Below are 16,871 nucleotides of genomic sequence, written 5' to 3' on the forward strand. Positions count from 1 at the left end.
TTTAATTTTATAACAAGTTATGCCATTTCTACTGAAGCACGACTCTTACGCATTTTTTTCAAAGTAATACAAACAACCGCTGTCACCACAGTACCCGCAGCCATTGATAATAATGCAAGTAATGGGAAGTTCATTGCACCAAGTAACGCAACAACCGGCCCACCATGAGCAACACTATTTGTAACACCAAATGAGAATGCTAAAACAGCAGCAACCATTGAGCCCAGTACGTTAGCCGGTATCACTGACATTGGATCTTGAGCTGCAAATGGAATCGCACCTTCGGAGATCCCCACTAAACCCATTGCGCCAGCTGCTTTACCTGCTTCAAGTTCTGATTCTTCAAATAGGCCTAATTTACGACCTAAAATTGTCGCTAACCCCATGCCTAGAGGCGCCACAGGAATTGCACACGCCATCGCACCCATAAATTGAGTTTGACCATTAGCAATCATTCCGACAGAGAAAAGGAAAGCTACCTTATTAAATGGTCCTCCCATATCGAAACCAGCCATGCCACCAAGTACAATACCTAATAAAACAACGTTACCTGTACTTAAGCTTGTTAACATCGCATTCAAGCTGTCCATTAGACTCGAAATCGGCGCACCAATCACAAAGATAAACAGACTAGAGATAAATAGCGTACCGACAATCGGCGCAATCATAATAGGAACAAGTGGTTGAATATACTTGTGATAATTAAAGCTCACTAACCACTTAACAAAATAACCGACTAACAGACCCGCGATAATCGCACCAATAAAGCCAGTGCCTGCTTCAGCACCATAAAATGAACCATTATTGGCAATCCAACCACCAATTAACCCTGGAGCAAAACCAGGACGATCAGCAATAGCATAAGCGATATAACCCGCAAGAACAGGAATCATCAAGGTAAATGCGACAACACCAACATCTAAAATTTTCTGCCATAGGCTTCCTGGTGGAATTGCCATTCCAGCTTCTGTTGGTTCACCTCCAATCGCCAATGCAAGTGCAATCATCAAACCACCGGTAACAACAAATGGAATCATGTACGAAACACCATTCATCAAGTATTGATAAAGGTTTGAGCGTCCATCACTCTTTTTATCTTCGTTTTGAGAACTCTGTTCATCGGCTTTAAATGGCGTTGCAGATAAGCCTTGGTTAATCACACCTTGGGCATCTTTAATCGGTGCTTTAACGCTTGTTTTAATTAGTCTCTTCCCTGCAAAGCGATTAAGATCTACCTGTTTATCACAGCAAACAAGTATCGCATCCGCTTTCTCTATCTCTTCATCTGTTGGACTATTTTTCACACCAATAGACCCATTGGTTTCAACTTTAATTTGATAACCTAACTCGGCAGCACCTGTTTCTAACGCTTCAGCAGCTAAATATGTGTGTGCGACACCGGTAGGACACCCTGTGACACCAATTAAAAAACCTTTATCTGCTTCCAGTGTTTTCGCTTTTTTTACTTTGGTTGCAAGCAGGAGTTCTAATGCTTCTTTTGTCGACTTAGCAGTCATAAAATGGGTAACAAAATCGGGTTCGATTAACTTTGAAGACAATTCAGCTAACACGGTAATATGATGATCAGCGCCACCGTCTGGAGACGCAATCATAAAGAATAATTGAGAAGGTTGGCCGTCTTCTGCGCCATATTCAATACCTTTTCGACTAATACCAATCGCAACCGCGGGTTTAATGACTGCGGCACTTTTTGCATGAGGCAGGGCAATTCCACCTTCAAATCCAGTATTGTCTATCTCTTCACGGGCATAAATGTCTGTTAAAAATTGTTGTGTATTATTGATTCGCCCTTGCTGAAGAAGGGATTCAGCTAACTCAGAAAATACTTGGTCTTTGGTTTCTGCTTTTAAATCCAACAGGATTAACTGCTCATTTATTAATTCATTAATCATTATCCACTCCTAGGTTGCATCTTCATTGACTATGACTCTATTTTCTTCTTCTTTAAGCAAAAACTATAGAGTAAAATAGAGACATTAACTGGATAATTGTAACCTCCGTATCATTGTGTGATATAGATCTAACAATAACTGGTATTTAACAATCGATAAAATAAAATTTAAATGTAGTAATATCAACAAACTATAACGAGAAAAACTAAAAGCACCATTCGCGAAAATAGCTAGTGTAAAAAACCAAGCTGGACTTAAGTGGCATTACTTCCCAGGTAGAGTGGGAGCTACATCACAATAAAATATTTTGAGAATTAATGATGAGTACGATTTTTTATACATTACTGGATATTCTTGTGTCTGAAAAAGAGAATTTAAACCAAATACATTTCGCTTCTGATACCCTAACTCCCCCTCATTTAGTTATCAAGTCAATTTTCCACGGGTCGAAATGGTTGTAACAGGGAGTTATAATAATCAGTTAGAGAATCATCATTCAGAGATAGAAACGGTTGGATTAAAAAGTGGGGACATTCTTTACATCCCACCAAACTGTTGGAATAAGCCGTTGTGGGATGATCAATGTTCAGTATTAAGTCTACTTTTTGGTCATAGACAGCTAGGTTTTAGCTTTGTTAGTAAAGCTAAAGGACGACAAGACTTTTTTGACGTCCAAAAATACAGTATTCCGAATCGCACAGGCTATGCAATTGACTCTATTTTAATGGCATTAAACACTTTAGCTAAAGAGGATAATCGAATACCTACCGATCGTCATCTATTACTTTCTCTTCTTTGCTATTGTCAAAATATGTTGTCTGAGCCAACAGATAACAATAAACCCATTGCTCAAGATCGTTATCAAGGGATTTGTATCTATATACAAGAAAACTTTCATCGAGTTATCAATCGAGACAGTATTGCGAATAGATTCAATATGACGCCTAACCATTTGTCTCGCCTATTTCGACAACATGGGCACATGACGTTAGTGGACTATATAACTTGGGTACGGATTGAAAGAAGTAAATTTATGCTTCGTAAATACCCTCTTAAACACGCTGAGATCGCAGAACGTTGTGGCTTCAAGGACGTTAATTATTTCTATCGTGTTTTCCAGCAAAGAACAGGATTAACACCTAAAGAATATCGATCTTTAGCTTAATAATAAAGTTTTCTAATTGATTAGCATTTGTTATTTACCTTAATTAAAGTGATTAAGGTAATGATGACACGCGCTCACATCCCACTAACTCCAATGACCTAGTCGCTTAAAGTATGAGGAGGATAGTGTAAATTTTATACGTTAAAATAGGCCATTTTGTGCCTTAATAACGCTTCCAGAATAACGGCGCTTTCGGCTTGTTGAACTAATCGTTGATAATGAGGATTCAGTAAAGATCGAGTCAAAAAGGTCACATGCTTAAGCGATTCTCTTGGCATATCTTTTGGCAATAACAATCCAATAAACAAAGAACTTTGTTTAAACCAAACATCCTCATTATTAACTCGTATAATGATTAATTGGGGTAAAGTTATATGACGACTGATAAGATGAGGCAGAGCAATTCCACCTCCGATATACGTTGATGAAACCTCTTCCCTAGCCGTTAAAGCAAACAATAAATCATTGGTAATAGTAGAAATATCAAGTTGGTGCTTATTAGCTTCAGAATGTTGTTCAAGCTCATTTTTCGTTGCCATTAGAGCTATCTGTTTAAAAATCTGTGCTTGTGTTACCTCTTTCTCAGTTAGTTCTAAATAATGATAATTTAACTCAAAAGGGAGTAAAAAAGATTTATTTTTATGTAACGGCTCTTGACGGAACCAAGGTGATTTCGGTTTTATGATAATTGTGTTTTTTTCAATAAAAGCTTGAAGAACCATTTGGGCTAACTCAGCATCCTTACCTTCAATATGCAATTGACAAAGATCCCCCGCACTGTTGCCATTGGCCATAAGCCCTAAGGTTGCAAAAAGTGAATCATGACTATTTTTAGTCACATTAACAAATAGAAAGATAGAGTGAAAAGAAGAGGCCAGTTTTTGTAAATGGTGAATTTTCCAACTGGGCATCCCTACAACAGGAAGAATAAATGTGATTGTTTTAAAAATTGACATCAATCGCCTTCTCAACTTACTTAGATAACACCATGACTATCATATATTTCGCCAATTGACTTCAAGTTTGAAGGAGGTAGCGACGCTAACACAACATCTGACTGATTAAATAATAGTGATTAAATAACACTGACTAAATAACAATATACCCAAAGTAATTGGAGTTGCTAGTAGGCGGCAAGTGAGTGAGGCCCCATGAGTATAGGGGTACTCTATGATTGGGTCGAACGAGTGCAGCCAACAACCTAGCGACTTCAAGTATAAAGGGTATCGCTAAATAATCGATAATAAGACCTTTTCTCCTTCAATAAGTACGTGCTCAATCGAGACTTTCTTTACTTTATAACCAATAAATCGTTCACCCTTCTCAATCTCAATATCAGATGCGATTAAAATATGATCGGCTTTAGCGATATCCTGTGGGGTAAGTAGATTTTCAATCCCCATTGCACCTTGAGTTTCAACTTTAATTGAAACACCCGCTTTTTTTGCTGCTTTAACAAGTATATCTGCCGCCATATAAGTATGTGCAATGCCGGTTGGACAAGCTGTAATTGCGATAAAATTCATAAAAATCCATTCAGAGTAGACAATTAACTAATTATCATTGATATAAAGACAGTAAACAACCAATACCTAAAGTAATTGAAATTACTCGTAGGTGGCAAGCAAGTGCATCCCCATGTGTATAGGTGCGTTATATGATTGGAGCGCACGAACGTAGCCAACAACTTAGCAACTTCAAGTAAGAAAGGTATATGAAATCGCAATAGGTGTCGGTTTATTGTCAACAGTTAACAGTTAAAAGTGACCTTAACTGTTCAATTAACCACTGGGTTCTGTCTCTTTGATTATCTTGTTTAAGCCAGATTAAATTGATATCAAAATCAGCAACAGGGATCGGAGGTTCTACAGCAGTGAGTGATTGAGTGAATAAACGAATCTCTGCTACCTTACGAGGAATAATCGCAAACATCGCACGATCTTGGACTAACCGAGCGATAGTTAAAAAGTTTTTTGAGATAACATTCACATCTCTAGGTAGGCCCTTTTCTTGTAAATAACGGTCAACTTGAGTGCTAAACTGACTATCAGGGCTAACTAAAGCATGGGGATACTGACAAAATGTATCGATATCTAATTGGTCAATCACCACTCTTTGTCTATCAAAGATACAACAATGCTTTTCAGTGTATAGTTTCTGCTGCTGAAACTTCTCATCTAAACGGGGAATACTACCAATAATAATATCGAGTTTTTGCTGTTCACTTACTATATTGTAATTTTGACGATTAACATTCACAAATTCAATTTTGGCTTTTGGTGATAGTAAAAGTAAGGCGTCATAAATCTGAGGGGCAAAGATAAACTCGGCGTAATCACTAAGCCCTATTTTATACACTCCCTGATAATCACTAGGACAAAAGTTCTGTTTGGGCAAAATATTTAACTCAAATAATGAGAGGATCTTCTCTACAGTAGGAAATAATTCAACGGCATGAGTTGTCGCAATCATCTGATGTTTTTTTCTTTCAAATAACGGCTCATTGGTTAATACGCGTAACTTGCCTAAACTATGGCTGACGGCCGATTGACTTAAACAGCAAAGTTTTGCGGTTTCACTCACACTGTTTGTTTTATAGAGATAATAAAAAGTAACCAATAAATTAAGATCACATTTTTTTCCAATCACTGGCTGATATCAAATTAGAGTTATCATTTTTTCGAACATTAATAGAACTATTACTTTCATTCATATTTACTACCAATATTATCAATTTGAGTCATTTTACATTAATGGATAGTATCGCGGTTAAAATTAATTGCAATGGATTCGCCTAATGACACAACAAGAAATCGACAACTCATCGTTTCGAACAAATACTCACTCAATTTTCGAACTATTCTGGCCTTTTTTTATTTTGGGCTGGATAAGCTTTGGTGGACCCGCCGCTCACATTGGTTATTTTCGAGAAACATTTGTTGTCAAAAAAAGATGGATTGAAGAGCAAAAGTTTAGCCAATTTGTTGCTTTAAGCCAGATTTTACCAGGACCAGGTTCCAGTCAAATTGGATTTGCAATTGGTTATCAACGTGGAAAATTAATAGGCGGAATATTAGCATTTCTAGGTTTTACATTACCCTCGATCATTATCATGCTGTCAATTGCGTTAATGAGCAGCCAACTAACCAACTCAAGCATATTTATCAGCATTGTTCATAGTTTAAAATTGCTCGCAGTTGTTGTCGTTGCAGATGCGACATGGGGGATGTATAAAAATTTCTGTCGAACTAAATTAACCGCCACTCTCTGTATAATTAGTGCTGCAATCTTGCTTTTATCACCGAGTGTATTGACTCAAGTCATCGTTTTGATTGGTGCCTTATTCATTGGGTATTTTTGTTTATCCGACAGAAAAAAAGAGCAAACTCTCGGTTTTAAAAAGCAGCCTGAATATTCGATTCTATATTTATTGCTATTTTTTTCACTGCTATTGTTTATTCCATTTTTCGCTTCACCGGAACACCCAATGCTACAACTATTTTCCAATTTCTATCAAACTGGCGCTTTAGTGTTTGGTGGCGGCCATGTTGTTCTTCCACTTTTGCAATCCCAACTCGGTGACGCCATCACCAATGACCTATTTTTAACTGGTTATGCTATTGCTCAGGCTGTTCCAGGCCCAATGTTTACATTAGCGACATATATTGGATACCATATTATTCCAGATCAACCCATTATCGCGGCACTAGTTTCAACTCTGGCGATATTTTTGCCAGGCTTTCTGCTACTACTTTCAGCACTCAAGAACTGGCAGAAAATAACTAATAATACACAAATTACAGGCGCGCTGACTGGGGTTAATGCAATGGTAGTTGGATTTCTATTGAGTGCACTCTATCAACCTGTTTTCAATAGTGCCGTACTATCAACTGTGGACCTAATTTGGGTATTATTTGGCGCACTTCTAATGAAGCGTTTTAATATGCCTTTGGCTATTGTTGTTTTACTCTTTGTTGTGTCAGGTGCTGTCACAGGCGTTATCGTATAGACTCAAAGTAATTGGAGCTGCTAGTCGGCGGCAAGCAAGTACGTCCTCATGAGTATAGATACGCTATATGATTGGGCCGCACGAGCGTAGCCAACAACCTAGCAACTTACAGTAAGAAGGGTATAGACTTGAAGTAAGAAGGGTATAGACTTGAAGTAGAAAGAGCGATATATGATGACGACGAACAAGCGAAGCCCATACCCTATCCTTTTCAATCCTAAAAATTCAAATATTAGCATCCTAATTTTAGTCTATAATAAAAGAAACCTAATGGAATGAGTAAATAATATTAATATTTATACACTACGACTTATCCTTGCCTGTATTGTAGCGATACAGGTGACCATTTTATATTTACTGAATATACATTGAGATGAGACTTAAATTTAATGAACAATTAATATTTTTTGGGTTAGCAGATATTCAGATCATACTCTGGATTTATTATTTATTCCAGATAGATCAAGTACCTTATATTATCCGCTTTATTGTTGCATCTCTATTCTTGATCATTAGTATATTACTTCTTTATATTGCATCAAATAGAACAAGACGTAGAAAAGATAAAATTTACAAGGTTAAAATATATACACTATCACTCACTTCGGGTTATTATTTTTTCACATTCTTATGAGCAATTGAGTATATTTTAATCACTTAATTGCTCACATTTCGATCAAGCATTGGTTTAATCTTTTAACCTTGGATCATCACTATTTAATAGCCTCATTGCAATTTCTTCAGCAATCGCATCATACCAAATTTGATTAAAATGGGGTTTGATATTGGCTTGAATATTTTCCAAGCAATAAGCCAAACCATTGGCTAACTCTTCATCGGTTAAGTATTTTATTTGGGTTATATCCATCTGATTATTTCTCGTTGTTATTTTTAATATCAGCTTATCAATATAAAGCAAAACTTGCTATATGCCTAAAGTAATTGCAGTTACTAATAGCCGGAAAATAAGTAAAGCCCCATAAGTAGAAGTGTACTATATGACTGGAACGATTAAATACAGCTAATACCCTAGCAACTTCATGTCAGAAGGGTATAGTGTCTTGATTTAGACTTATATTTTTTCTACTTCGGTATATCTCATTAAACGAGGAAATCAATGAACTCACGAATTATAGAAATAGTAGCAGAACATGATCAGGATATCTGTGATGTAATCAAAAAAGTTGGCATAGAATTTGGTGCAATTGGGGAAGGATTTGGTCCTTCGGATCAAGAAGTGTTAAACATGAGCCAACATTATAAGCCTGAAAATAGAAGCCGATACTTTATCCTGTTTATTAATGGTCGAATTGTTGGTGGCGGTGGCGTCGCCAGTTTCAACCAGAGTGAAACCATTTGTGAACTAAAAAAACTATTCTTATTACCTGAAGCTAGGGGACTAGGATTTGGCCGTAAAATATCTGAATTAGCAATTAACGCTGCCCAAGATTTTGGTTATCAGCGTTGCTATTTAGATACGTTATCGAATATGGAGAGAGCCATTGCTCTGTATGAATCAATCGGCTTCTCTCTTTTAACTGAACCATTATCAGGAACACTGCATAATGGTTGTGATGTTGCGATGATTAAAGATCTTTAACGCTCTGTATTCAAGTTTGGATACTTACGTTGGTATCGCGGTAACATCGTTGCATTGCCTAATAAACCACCTTGATGAATATAAAGCAGTGTTTTATCTTGATGATTCGGTAACCATTCCATCAAACAACGCCACATTAAAGGATCATAAAGAAGCTCAAACTCGACCGTTGTCTGTTGGTTGAGCTGTTGCCAAATAAGGTAATCTTGATGGTACAACTTACCAAAATGATGCTTTTTATTTAAATTTAATTGTTTTAGCGTGAGAATGGTTGGGTAGTCGTGCGGAGATATATCCGCAGTAATCTCAATAGAGCTATCACAATTCAACTCTTTAAATTGTTCTGTAAGGTAGGTCTCACCACCCACACAGGGACAAGTTAACACTTCAATATCGTAATTTTTCAGATAACGATGCAGATAAAAAGCGGTAGTTCCTGTCCCTGATGGTAAAGCAATCACAAGGTTTGATATCTTTTGTTGCTCTTTCCATTGAATGATCTCTTTTGCTAAGCCTGTGACACCATATTCGGCTAGCGCACAACGTCCCCCTTCAGGCACCACTAAACAAGCTTGATCGGGTTGACGAATATCGGAAATATAACGGTTTGTAGGAAGGTCTAAACCCGATTCCGAAATATCAATAACTTTAGCACCTAGCGCCAAAGCTGCAGCATAATTTCCTGTCGGTTTTTCTTTGATAAAAGAGGCAATATGATTAACGTAAAACTCGCATTTCCACCCTCTTAACTTTGCCAAAGCGGCTAATGAGTAAAGAGAATTTGCTTGAGGGGAACCATATCCGATTATCGTTGTTATATTGGGATAAAAACCATCTAGAAGTGCTCTAAATTTTCTCGCTTTATTACCACTAAATGTAGGGTGAAGTTGATCATCCCGTTTTAGGTAAAAACTAAAACCATTAAAAGTGTGGTGTGTCGTTGGGCTATTTTCTATTTTCATGAATGATAAATAATCGGTTAAGTATACGAAAGTAAGCGGCGTCGCTCGCTCAGGAAAAAGGGATTATACGCAAAGTAATTGGAGTTGCTAGTAAGCGGTAAATGAGTGAAGCCCCATGAGTATAAGTGTACTCTATGATTGAGGCGAACAAATGTAGCCAACAACCTAGCATCTTCAAGTAAGAAAGATATAGACCCATTAATATCGCTACACAATATGATTCAGGCATGAATAAAGCAGCTAGCCATTACTAATTTAAAATACAGACCAAAATTCAATCGACGAATTATACCATAAATCCTTTCCCCTAAACTTTAATCAAGATCATTATTACCCACAAAAATAACCAGATTGAGTTATAAGAATAAATTTAACCTATTGAATTAAAATCTAAAAAAATCTTACGTGAGACTAATATTTATTGAGTAAGTTGTAATGAATTTTAAATATTAACTCTCTATCACAGTATAAATAATATTTTTGGATATACTATCTGAACAATTATAATAAAGGTATGCAACATGTTTCCAATTTTAATGGCGATTGTTTCAATAATCGCAATTTTTGCTTTTGTACGCTTAGCTCCAACATTATTGACTCGTCTTTTTGAGCGTTCATTGCAAGATTTAAGTCATTAACTCTTCTGAGATAGTCGACTTATACCCAAAGTAATTGGCGTTGCTAGTAGGCGGCAAGTGAATGAGGCTCCATGAGTATAGGTTTCTATATGATTGGGGCGAATGAATATAGCCAACAACCTAGCAACTTCAAGTAAGAAGGGTATATACCGTGGTTCACCACAATAGAATAAGTAATTGTTGAGTTATTGACAGAAATCCCTACACTGCTGTTTAATTAAAATATTTAGGCCATATATGAGTCAAAGATACTCATGATTTAGTGTAAGGAATGATAATGTCAAAGCGTGATTATTATAACGTGCTTGGTGTCTCTAAAGACGCAACAGAAAAAGATATCAAAAAAGCTTATAAGAAGCTGGCGATAAAATATCACCCAGATAAAAACCCCGATAACGCAACAGCAGAAGCTAATTTTAAAGAAGTCAAAGAAGCTTACGAAATCTTAACTGACAATGAAAAACGTCAACAATACGATCAATTTGGCCATGCTGCTTTTGAAAATGGTGGTTCAAACGGCGGCCACGGTCGTTCTCAAGGCTTTGGTGGTTTTGAAGATATCTTTGGTGGCGGCTTTCGTCAACAACAAGGTGGATTCGGTGGCTTTGAAGATCTTTTTGGACAAGGCCGTCGAGCTCCTCGCCCTCAAAAAGGTCAAGATCGCGAATATATTCTCAATGTTGATCTGGTCGATACGGTCAAAGGTGGCGAACAGGTCATCGAACTTCCTATTGATGGGCAGTCGAAAAAAATCAGCGTCAAGATCCCACAAGGTATCAGTCATGGTGAAAAGATTCGATATGCAGGTAAAGGTGGCGCAGGCATTCATGGTGGACCCGCTGGCGATATCTTAATAAAAATTGCCATTCGTGACCATCCAACGATCACTCGTGAAGATAATGACCTAACTTATCAAGCTAAGATCGACATCTGCACTGCAACATTAGGTGGTGAGATGGAAGTTCAACTCTTTGATAGCCGCTTTAAATTAAAGGTTCCAGCGGGTACTCAAAATGGCCGTAAGTTTAGGATGAAAGGTAAGGGAGTCACTAACCGCCAAGGCTCACAAACCGGTGATCTTTTGATTAATATTACCGTTGAAACACCAACGAAACTTAATGACGATCAAAAAGCATTGTTTGAACAATTAAAAACAAGTTTTAACGCGGACGCTTAAACATAAAAAAAGCTCTATAACACCAAGTTACAGAGCTATTTTTTAATTAATTTGTTTAACTACTCTACTCTGCCGTCATCACACTGTCAGAAGGAGTCGTCGCCATCTGTGCCAGATCTTTATCAATAAAGAACAGAGCTTGCCCATTCTCACCCACTAGACGGATCTTATCGACAACAGATTTGAATAATTTTTCTTCTTCATGCTGTTCTGAAACATACCATTGTAAGAAGTTGAATGTTGAATAATCTTGAGTTGAAAATGCTTCATGCGCTAACTCATTAATTTTAGCCGTAATCATCTGCTCATGTTCATAAGTATATTCAAACAGTGAAAGTAATGAATCAAAATTAGACTTCGGTGACTCAATTGCACCAATTAAAGGCATCGCACCAGTTTCGCTCACATAAGTAAATAGACGTTGCATATGCTCCATCTCTTCAACAGCATGGCTCTTCATAAATAAGGCCGCGCCATCAAACCCTTGATCTTCACACCATGCACTCATCTGTAGATAGAGGTTTGATGAGAAAAACTCTAGATTAATTTGACCATTTAACTTATCAATCATTGTTTGCTTAAGCATTTTTATCCGTCCTATTTAATTTTATTCATCCAATTCTATACTCTTTCACTTAGGTATAGAGACGAAAATCTTAGTTAACTTTACTTTATTCTATGCCAAAAAAATGAATATACAACCTAAATATGTTTTAGCAGCAAGAAAGCTCTTCTATTTATATTCAATTAGTTATCGTAGGTTGCAATAAATAAATTTGATAATTATTTTCGTTACTATTAACATCAATTAACAAAGAGCAACCGCTTTCTGAATAACAACATATAGTGTATATTTCATATCAAAATATATATTCGCTCATTATCATTAGGTTTACTCAATTCATGCCTTCAGAACAAACCATAAACCGACAACATATCGAAAAAATTGTAAAAATGGGAGATACACTTCATCGTTGTGGTTGCCCCCCTATAAAGTGGAAGATTATACTCATTACTATGCACAACAGAACAAGATTAATACCATTGTTCAAGCGACACCAACTGCCATAAATTATCAATTTCCAGATAGTGATAATACCGTAGTCATGACGCGTACCGCTCCGGGTTCAATTAATTTAGGGATGCTCGCCAGTACTATCAACCACATCAATAACAACAGCAATAACAACAGCAATAACAACAGCAATAATCAAAGTACGGAACAATTAAATGCAGAGTGCAAACGTTATCCAGCTTGGATTACAGCGATAGCTAACATGGCAATTCCACCCGCTTTTCTAATGCTAATAGGCAGCACCGTCGATGCTATTATCGCATCTATTTTCTTAGGATTAATGGTTTGGGGTTGTCAACTACTCTGTAAAGGAAGACGAGCAATTGCCGTCGAGTTTGTTGCAGCTCTATTCACTGGCGTTATTGTAGCCCTACTTAACAAGATGGGGTTAGATGTTTCAATTTGGTCTCTCTGTATTGCGAGTATTGTTCTCTTTGTCCCGGGACTCTCAATTGCAAACTCTCTGGAGTGTTTAGCGTTTAACGATCTGGTTTCAGGCACCAGTTTGTTAGGCCAATCGGTACTGACTCTGATCAAGTTGTTTACCGGAATCATTATTGGTCTTAATATTGGACAAGAATTTTGGGGTCCCAGTAATACGGTTGCTTATATTAATCAGGTTACATTGCCTCTACACATTATGAGCCTATTCATGATTTCAATTGCGATTGGAATTGTATTTAATGCGAGAGCTAAGGATATTCTTTTGGGCTTACCTGTTGCGATTCTTGGTATGTGGGGTCCACTTCATTTAGATATCAATAATAGCTTAGTTGTTGGTACATGGCTAACCACGGTACTGATTACGCTATATGGAACTTGGTTGGCAAAACGTCTCAACCTAACTGGTTCTATCTTCATTGTGCAAGGAATTATTATTTTAGTACCCGGTAGTAGAGTCTTATTTAGTGCAAGCCAAACAGTGTTTGATCTTTCATTGATCCCGATTCCAAGCATTGGTTTATCTGCTCTATTTATGTTTTCAGCGATTGTTGCAGGTCAAATTACCGCTTATTCTCTCTATCCACCTAAAGCAAGTCATTAAAATGTAGTTAAGATTTTATACCCTTCTTACTTGAAGTTGCTAGGTTGTTGGCTACGCTCATTCGCCCCAATCATATCGTACACCTATACTCATGAGGCCTCATTCACTTGCCGCCTACTAGCAACTCCAAATACTTTGGGTATATCAGATCAAAGAAGCCACAGAACAGGTTGATTAAATCTAAACCTTGCCTCTGTGGCTTTATTGCTTTATTGCTTTATTGCTTTGTAAGAAAGTTAACTCATTAAACCGTCAATAATAACGAACTTTTGTTCTCTGTTTTATTAATTTTCGCCATTAGCGTTAATGACTCTTGATGTCCAATTCGTTTAAGATCAAAAGCGTAACCTGAAACACTATCTCTTATAATTTTAAAAAGATTATTAAATGAATCAACCACATAGAGAGAATCGCTTAAGGTAATTTCTCTCTTTTTATGAATGCTCGGTAGTAGTTTGTTTAAATAGCACATTAACATACCATGGGACTTGGTGACGCCTGAAATATCCTTGATAATAAAGTTAGATGCATTACTCAATAAAATCTTAAACATTTTAAAACCCCCTTTCCAAAAATATTGCTGTAAAATATAACTAAAAACATAATTGAAACAAATTATAAAAATATTTAATGGTGTATTTCCTTTAACTAAATTATAAAATTAATCTTGTAATCATATATTTTATTAGTTTTTTTACTCGTATTCTTTAGTAAACAACGAAAGAAATAAGTTCAATAATATTACGGATTTCTTTCATGAAACTTAATAATAACAAAGAGATATTACTATTTTATTTAAAAAGTAAAGCATTAAAAATAAAGATTAACCATCATAAAAAACCACCAAAATCATCTAATCGATAGATAAGTTTGATGGTTCCAAATATGCTGAATTGTTTATGGTCAGTTAATTTGATGGAGTAAGGTGTTGATAGAGATCAGAGGCTTTTACCAACATTTGATAGCGATTTCTAAACGGATGCTCCAAGATAGCCTTTTGTGCTATTTCTGTTTTATGTTTTTGAGTGTAAACAACCAACGCATCAGGATGTTCTTGTAACCATTTCATTGCATCAGGGCTGCTTTTAGGTAAAACCAGTGAGTGCTCTAACCGCCCTGTAAATTGATAAATATTAGGGTATTTTCCCCAATAAGCCACAGTCACTCCTTTATCTTGCTCTGCTTTAATTGCCATCGACATTGGCTCAATATCATACACTTTGTGCAACATTGGGCTCGCTGTCGAAACGACGGTCATAATAGTGATAGGCATCGCTAAAAAGAGGACTGAGAGATAATACCTTCCTAGCTTTTCACCACGATAAATCAACCATGCAAACGCCAATGGAATAATAAATAAAATCTCATAGACACTAGCGCTATCTGCAGTTTTAAATACTTTAGTTATCCAAAAACGACTGGTTAATAATGCTAACGACAAGATCAATAGTAAAGCGACAACTAAATATTCTTTAACAAACTTGTGCTGTAAATCGACTTTTGAAGCAAAGTAGATCGCTAACATCGGAAATGCAGGAAATAAGTAATGGATCTGTTTACCACTCACAAGACTAAATATAAGAAAGGTTGAAATAAACCCAATGAGTGTATATCTATCTCCTGTGCTAGCTATACGCCAAGTAGTTTTTCGCCATAATAATCGGATAAATATCCATGGCAGAGTCAAGACTGGTAACATCTGAAGATACCAATAAGCAGGTCGAGCATGAGCGAAAGAATTCACCATTCGTCCTGCTGTTTGTCCCCATAAAAGTTCATTACGATACTCGGCACCACCAAAAATCACTGCAGGGATCACCCAAACTAAAATCACAGCAATACCAATTATAATGGCAATGAGTCCTTGTTTATACCAAACTTTTTTCTCTACCATCTCGGTACTTTTCCAAAGCGGGTAAGCGAGAAATAACGGTAAGGTATAAATAAAAACAGCAGGTCCTTTCGTCAATAACCCACAGCCTAGTGCGATGCCAGCTAAATAGATATACAAACGCTTTTCAGTCTGTGCAAATTTAAAACTAGTTAATAGGTAACTTAATACTGACACGGTTAATAACAGATCAAACATGGTCATGGTGGTATAAAGTAACCAACCAGAGAAACCAAGTAGAATTAGTGGGCTATAAACAACGCTACTCTTTTCTGGAAATAAGTTTTTCGATAGCTTATAAATTAAAAAGAAGTTAATCAGAGAAAGAGTTGGCACAACCGCCCTAGCAACCCAGTCAGAAACACCAAATATTCCCCATGCAATATTGATGAGCCAGAACATCATTGGGGGTTTATGTGCATAAGTATTGCCATTAATATGAGGAACTAGCCAATTGTTATGAATCCACATCTCCCAAGCAACAGAGACATAACGCGTTTCATCAATTGGAAATAGTGGACGCACAGTGAGTCCAACAAAAATGATTGTAAGAGCAGCAATTAAAGTAATAATCAGAGGTTGTCGGTGATTGATCTGTTCCAAAATATCAACTCCAAAATAAAAATATATTCAGTAGAAAGTAGTATTATACCTTTCTGACTTGAAGTCGCTAGGTTGTTGGCTGCACTCGTTCGCCGCCTACTAGCAACGCCAATTACTTTAGGTATATAAGTTTATTGCATCTCTTTTTTAACCATGTCTTTAATATAATGTCGATATAAATACCCCGTTAAAACCAAACTTAATACTGCGAGTACAATACTAACGATAACTTGAACTTCACTTGTTCCACCAATACCAGCTCCCGCTAAACAGAAGATAATGACTTGGGGGATGTAACCAAGAAAGCTTGCCGAAATAAAGGGTAAAAATGGAACATTTAAACTTCCTGCAAAAATATTGGTCATTAGATTACTACCGATAGGGAATAATCGTAATATTAATATTTTAAGAAAGGCTTTATGCTCAACAAATTTTCGGAACTTTTGAAGTTTACGTGATGGATAATTCATCAACATTTGCTTTAAAGAGAACTTAGCAAAAAAGTACAGTAACCCCGCCGTAATAATATAAATCGCCATGGTTAAAACAATGCCATTACTGATGCCATAAATAAAACCATAGGAGAAGGCGATAATCTGTTTTGGGCCCCCCATTCCAACTAATAACATTGAAAAAAGGAAAATGGTAATATGACCAGCCGTGCCATGACTATTTACATATTGAAATAGCCATTCATTATTAAATAGATGTTGAGCAAATTCATTTTTAGATAAACCATATAAACTGGCAATTAATACTGCAAAAATAGCCAGCTTTACCCACTTATTCACCA

The 16,871-nt window shown here is 36.6% G+C and carries 13 protein-coding genes and 2 pseudogenes; 5 read left to right on the plus strand and 10 right to left on the minus strand.

Annotated elements, in window-relative coordinates:
* Positions 1-17: 17 nt before the first annotated feature.
* Positions 18-1,913, minus strand: coding sequence for a fructose-specific PTS transporter subunit EIIC (locus L0B53_RS00870; protein ID WP_235059435.1), 1,896 nt, complete (start codon positions 1,911-1,913; stop codon positions 18-20).
* Between the two features lie 320 nt (positions 1,914-2,233).
* Here L0B53_RS00870 and L0B53_RS00875 point away from each other — a divergent pair.
* Positions 2,234-3,078, plus strand: a pseudogene (locus L0B53_RS00875) (helix-turn-helix transcriptional regulator).
* Positions 3,079-3,212: 134 nt separating this feature from the next.
* On the opposite strand, the gene L0B53_RS00880 reads toward L0B53_RS00875, so the two are convergent.
* The 3 genes from L0B53_RS00880 to L0B53_RS00890 all read right to left on the minus strand — a co-directional run bounded on the left by L0B53_RS00880 (position 3,213) and on the right by L0B53_RS00890 (position 5,727).
* Positions 3,213-4,034, minus strand: coding sequence for a PTS sugar transporter subunit IIA (locus L0B53_RS00880; RefSeq protein WP_235059436.1), 822 nt, complete (start codon positions 4,032-4,034; stop codon positions 3,213-3,215).
* Between the two features lie 273 nt (positions 4,035-4,307).
* Positions 4,308-4,604 carry a PTS fructose transporter subunit IIB gene (locus tag L0B53_RS00885; protein WP_235059437.1) on the minus strand — a complete coding sequence of 99 codons (297 nt, stop codon included), beginning with the start codon at positions 4,602-4,604 and terminating at the stop codon, positions 4,308-4,310.
* Positions 4,605-4,821: 217 nt separating this feature from the next.
* Positions 4,822-5,727 carry a LysR family transcriptional regulator gene (locus L0B53_RS00890; RefSeq protein WP_235059438.1) on the minus strand — a complete coding sequence of 302 codons (906 nt, stop codon included), beginning with the start codon at positions 5,725-5,727 and terminating at the stop codon, positions 4,822-4,824.
* A 199-nt stretch (positions 5,728-5,926) separates the two neighbouring features.
* Between L0B53_RS00890 and chrA the strand changes: the two genes are divergently transcribed.
* Positions 5,927-7,087: a chromate efflux transporter gene (chrA, locus tag L0B53_RS00895; RefSeq protein WP_235059729.1), complete on the plus strand. Its 1,161-nt coding sequence runs from the start codon at positions 5,927-5,929 to the stop codon at positions 7,085-7,087.
* Between the two features lie 688 nt (positions 7,088-7,775).
* Here the strand turns inward: chrA and L0B53_RS00900 are convergent.
* Positions 7,776-7,955 carry a hypothetical protein gene (locus tag L0B53_RS00900; protein WP_235059439.1) on the minus strand — a complete coding sequence of 60 codons (180 nt, stop codon included), beginning with the start codon at positions 7,953-7,955 and terminating at the stop codon, positions 7,776-7,778.
* A gap of 249 nt (positions 7,956-8,204) precedes the next feature.
* On the opposite strand from L0B53_RS00900, the gene L0B53_RS00905 reads away from it, so the two are divergent.
* Positions 8,205-8,687: a GNAT family N-acetyltransferase gene (locus L0B53_RS00905; protein WP_235059440.1), complete on the plus strand. Its 483-nt coding sequence runs from the start codon at positions 8,205-8,207 to the stop codon at positions 8,685-8,687.
* Here the strand turns inward: L0B53_RS00905 and L0B53_RS00910 are convergent.
* Entirely contained in the window at positions 8,684-9,649 is a 966-nt protein-coding gene (locus tag L0B53_RS00910; RefSeq protein WP_235059441.1) for a pyridoxal-phosphate dependent enzyme, read from the minus strand. The genes L0B53_RS00905 and L0B53_RS00910 overlap by 4 nt on opposite strands.
* Before the next feature lie 915 nt (positions 9,650-10,564).
* Between L0B53_RS00910 and L0B53_RS00915 the strand changes: the two genes are divergently transcribed.
* On the plus strand, positions 10,565-11,464 hold the full coding sequence (locus L0B53_RS00915) for a DnaJ C-terminal domain-containing protein (RefSeq protein WP_235059442.1): 900 nt from the start codon (positions 10,565-10,567) through the stop codon (positions 11,462-11,464).
* A gap of 64 nt (positions 11,465-11,528) precedes the next feature.
* Here the strand turns inward: L0B53_RS00915 and ftnA are convergent, their stop codons facing one another.
* Complete coding sequence (ftnA, locus tag L0B53_RS00920) at positions 11,529-12,050, minus strand: non-heme ferritin (RefSeq protein WP_235059443.1); 522 nt, start codon at positions 12,048-12,050, stop codon at positions 11,529-11,531.
* 317 nt (positions 12,051-12,367) lie between these two features.
* On the opposite strand from ftnA, the pseudogene L0B53_RS00925 reads away from it, so the two are divergent.
* Positions 12,368-13,584, plus strand: a pseudogene (locus L0B53_RS00925) (threonine/serine exporter ThrE family protein).
* A gap of 244 nt (positions 13,585-13,828) precedes the next feature.
* Here L0B53_RS00925 and L0B53_RS00930 read toward each other — a convergent pair.
* The 3 genes from L0B53_RS00930 to L0B53_RS00940 form a co-directional block, all read right to left on the minus strand.
* Complete coding sequence (locus tag L0B53_RS00930; RefSeq protein WP_235059444.1) at positions 13,829-14,137, minus strand: hypothetical protein; 309 nt, start codon at positions 14,135-14,137, stop codon at positions 13,829-13,831.
* A gap of 354 nt (positions 14,138-14,491) precedes the next feature.
* On the minus strand, positions 14,492-16,078 hold the full coding sequence (locus tag L0B53_RS00935; RefSeq protein ID WP_235059445.1) for a glycosyltransferase family 39 protein: 1,587 nt from the start codon (positions 16,076-16,078) through the stop codon (positions 14,492-14,494).
* A gap of 131 nt (positions 16,079-16,209) precedes the next feature.
* Positions 16,210-16,869 (minus strand): TVP38/TMEM64 family protein, encoded by a 660-nt coding sequence (locus tag L0B53_RS00940; protein ID WP_235059446.1) that lies wholly within the window; start codon positions 16,867-16,869, stop codon positions 16,210-16,212.
* Between the last annotated feature and the right edge of the window lie 2 nt (positions 16,870-16,871).

This window comes from Vibrio sp. SS-MA-C1-2 (assembly GCF_021513135.1).
Classification (GTDB): Bacteria; Pseudomonadota; Gammaproteobacteria; order Enterobacterales; family Vibrionaceae.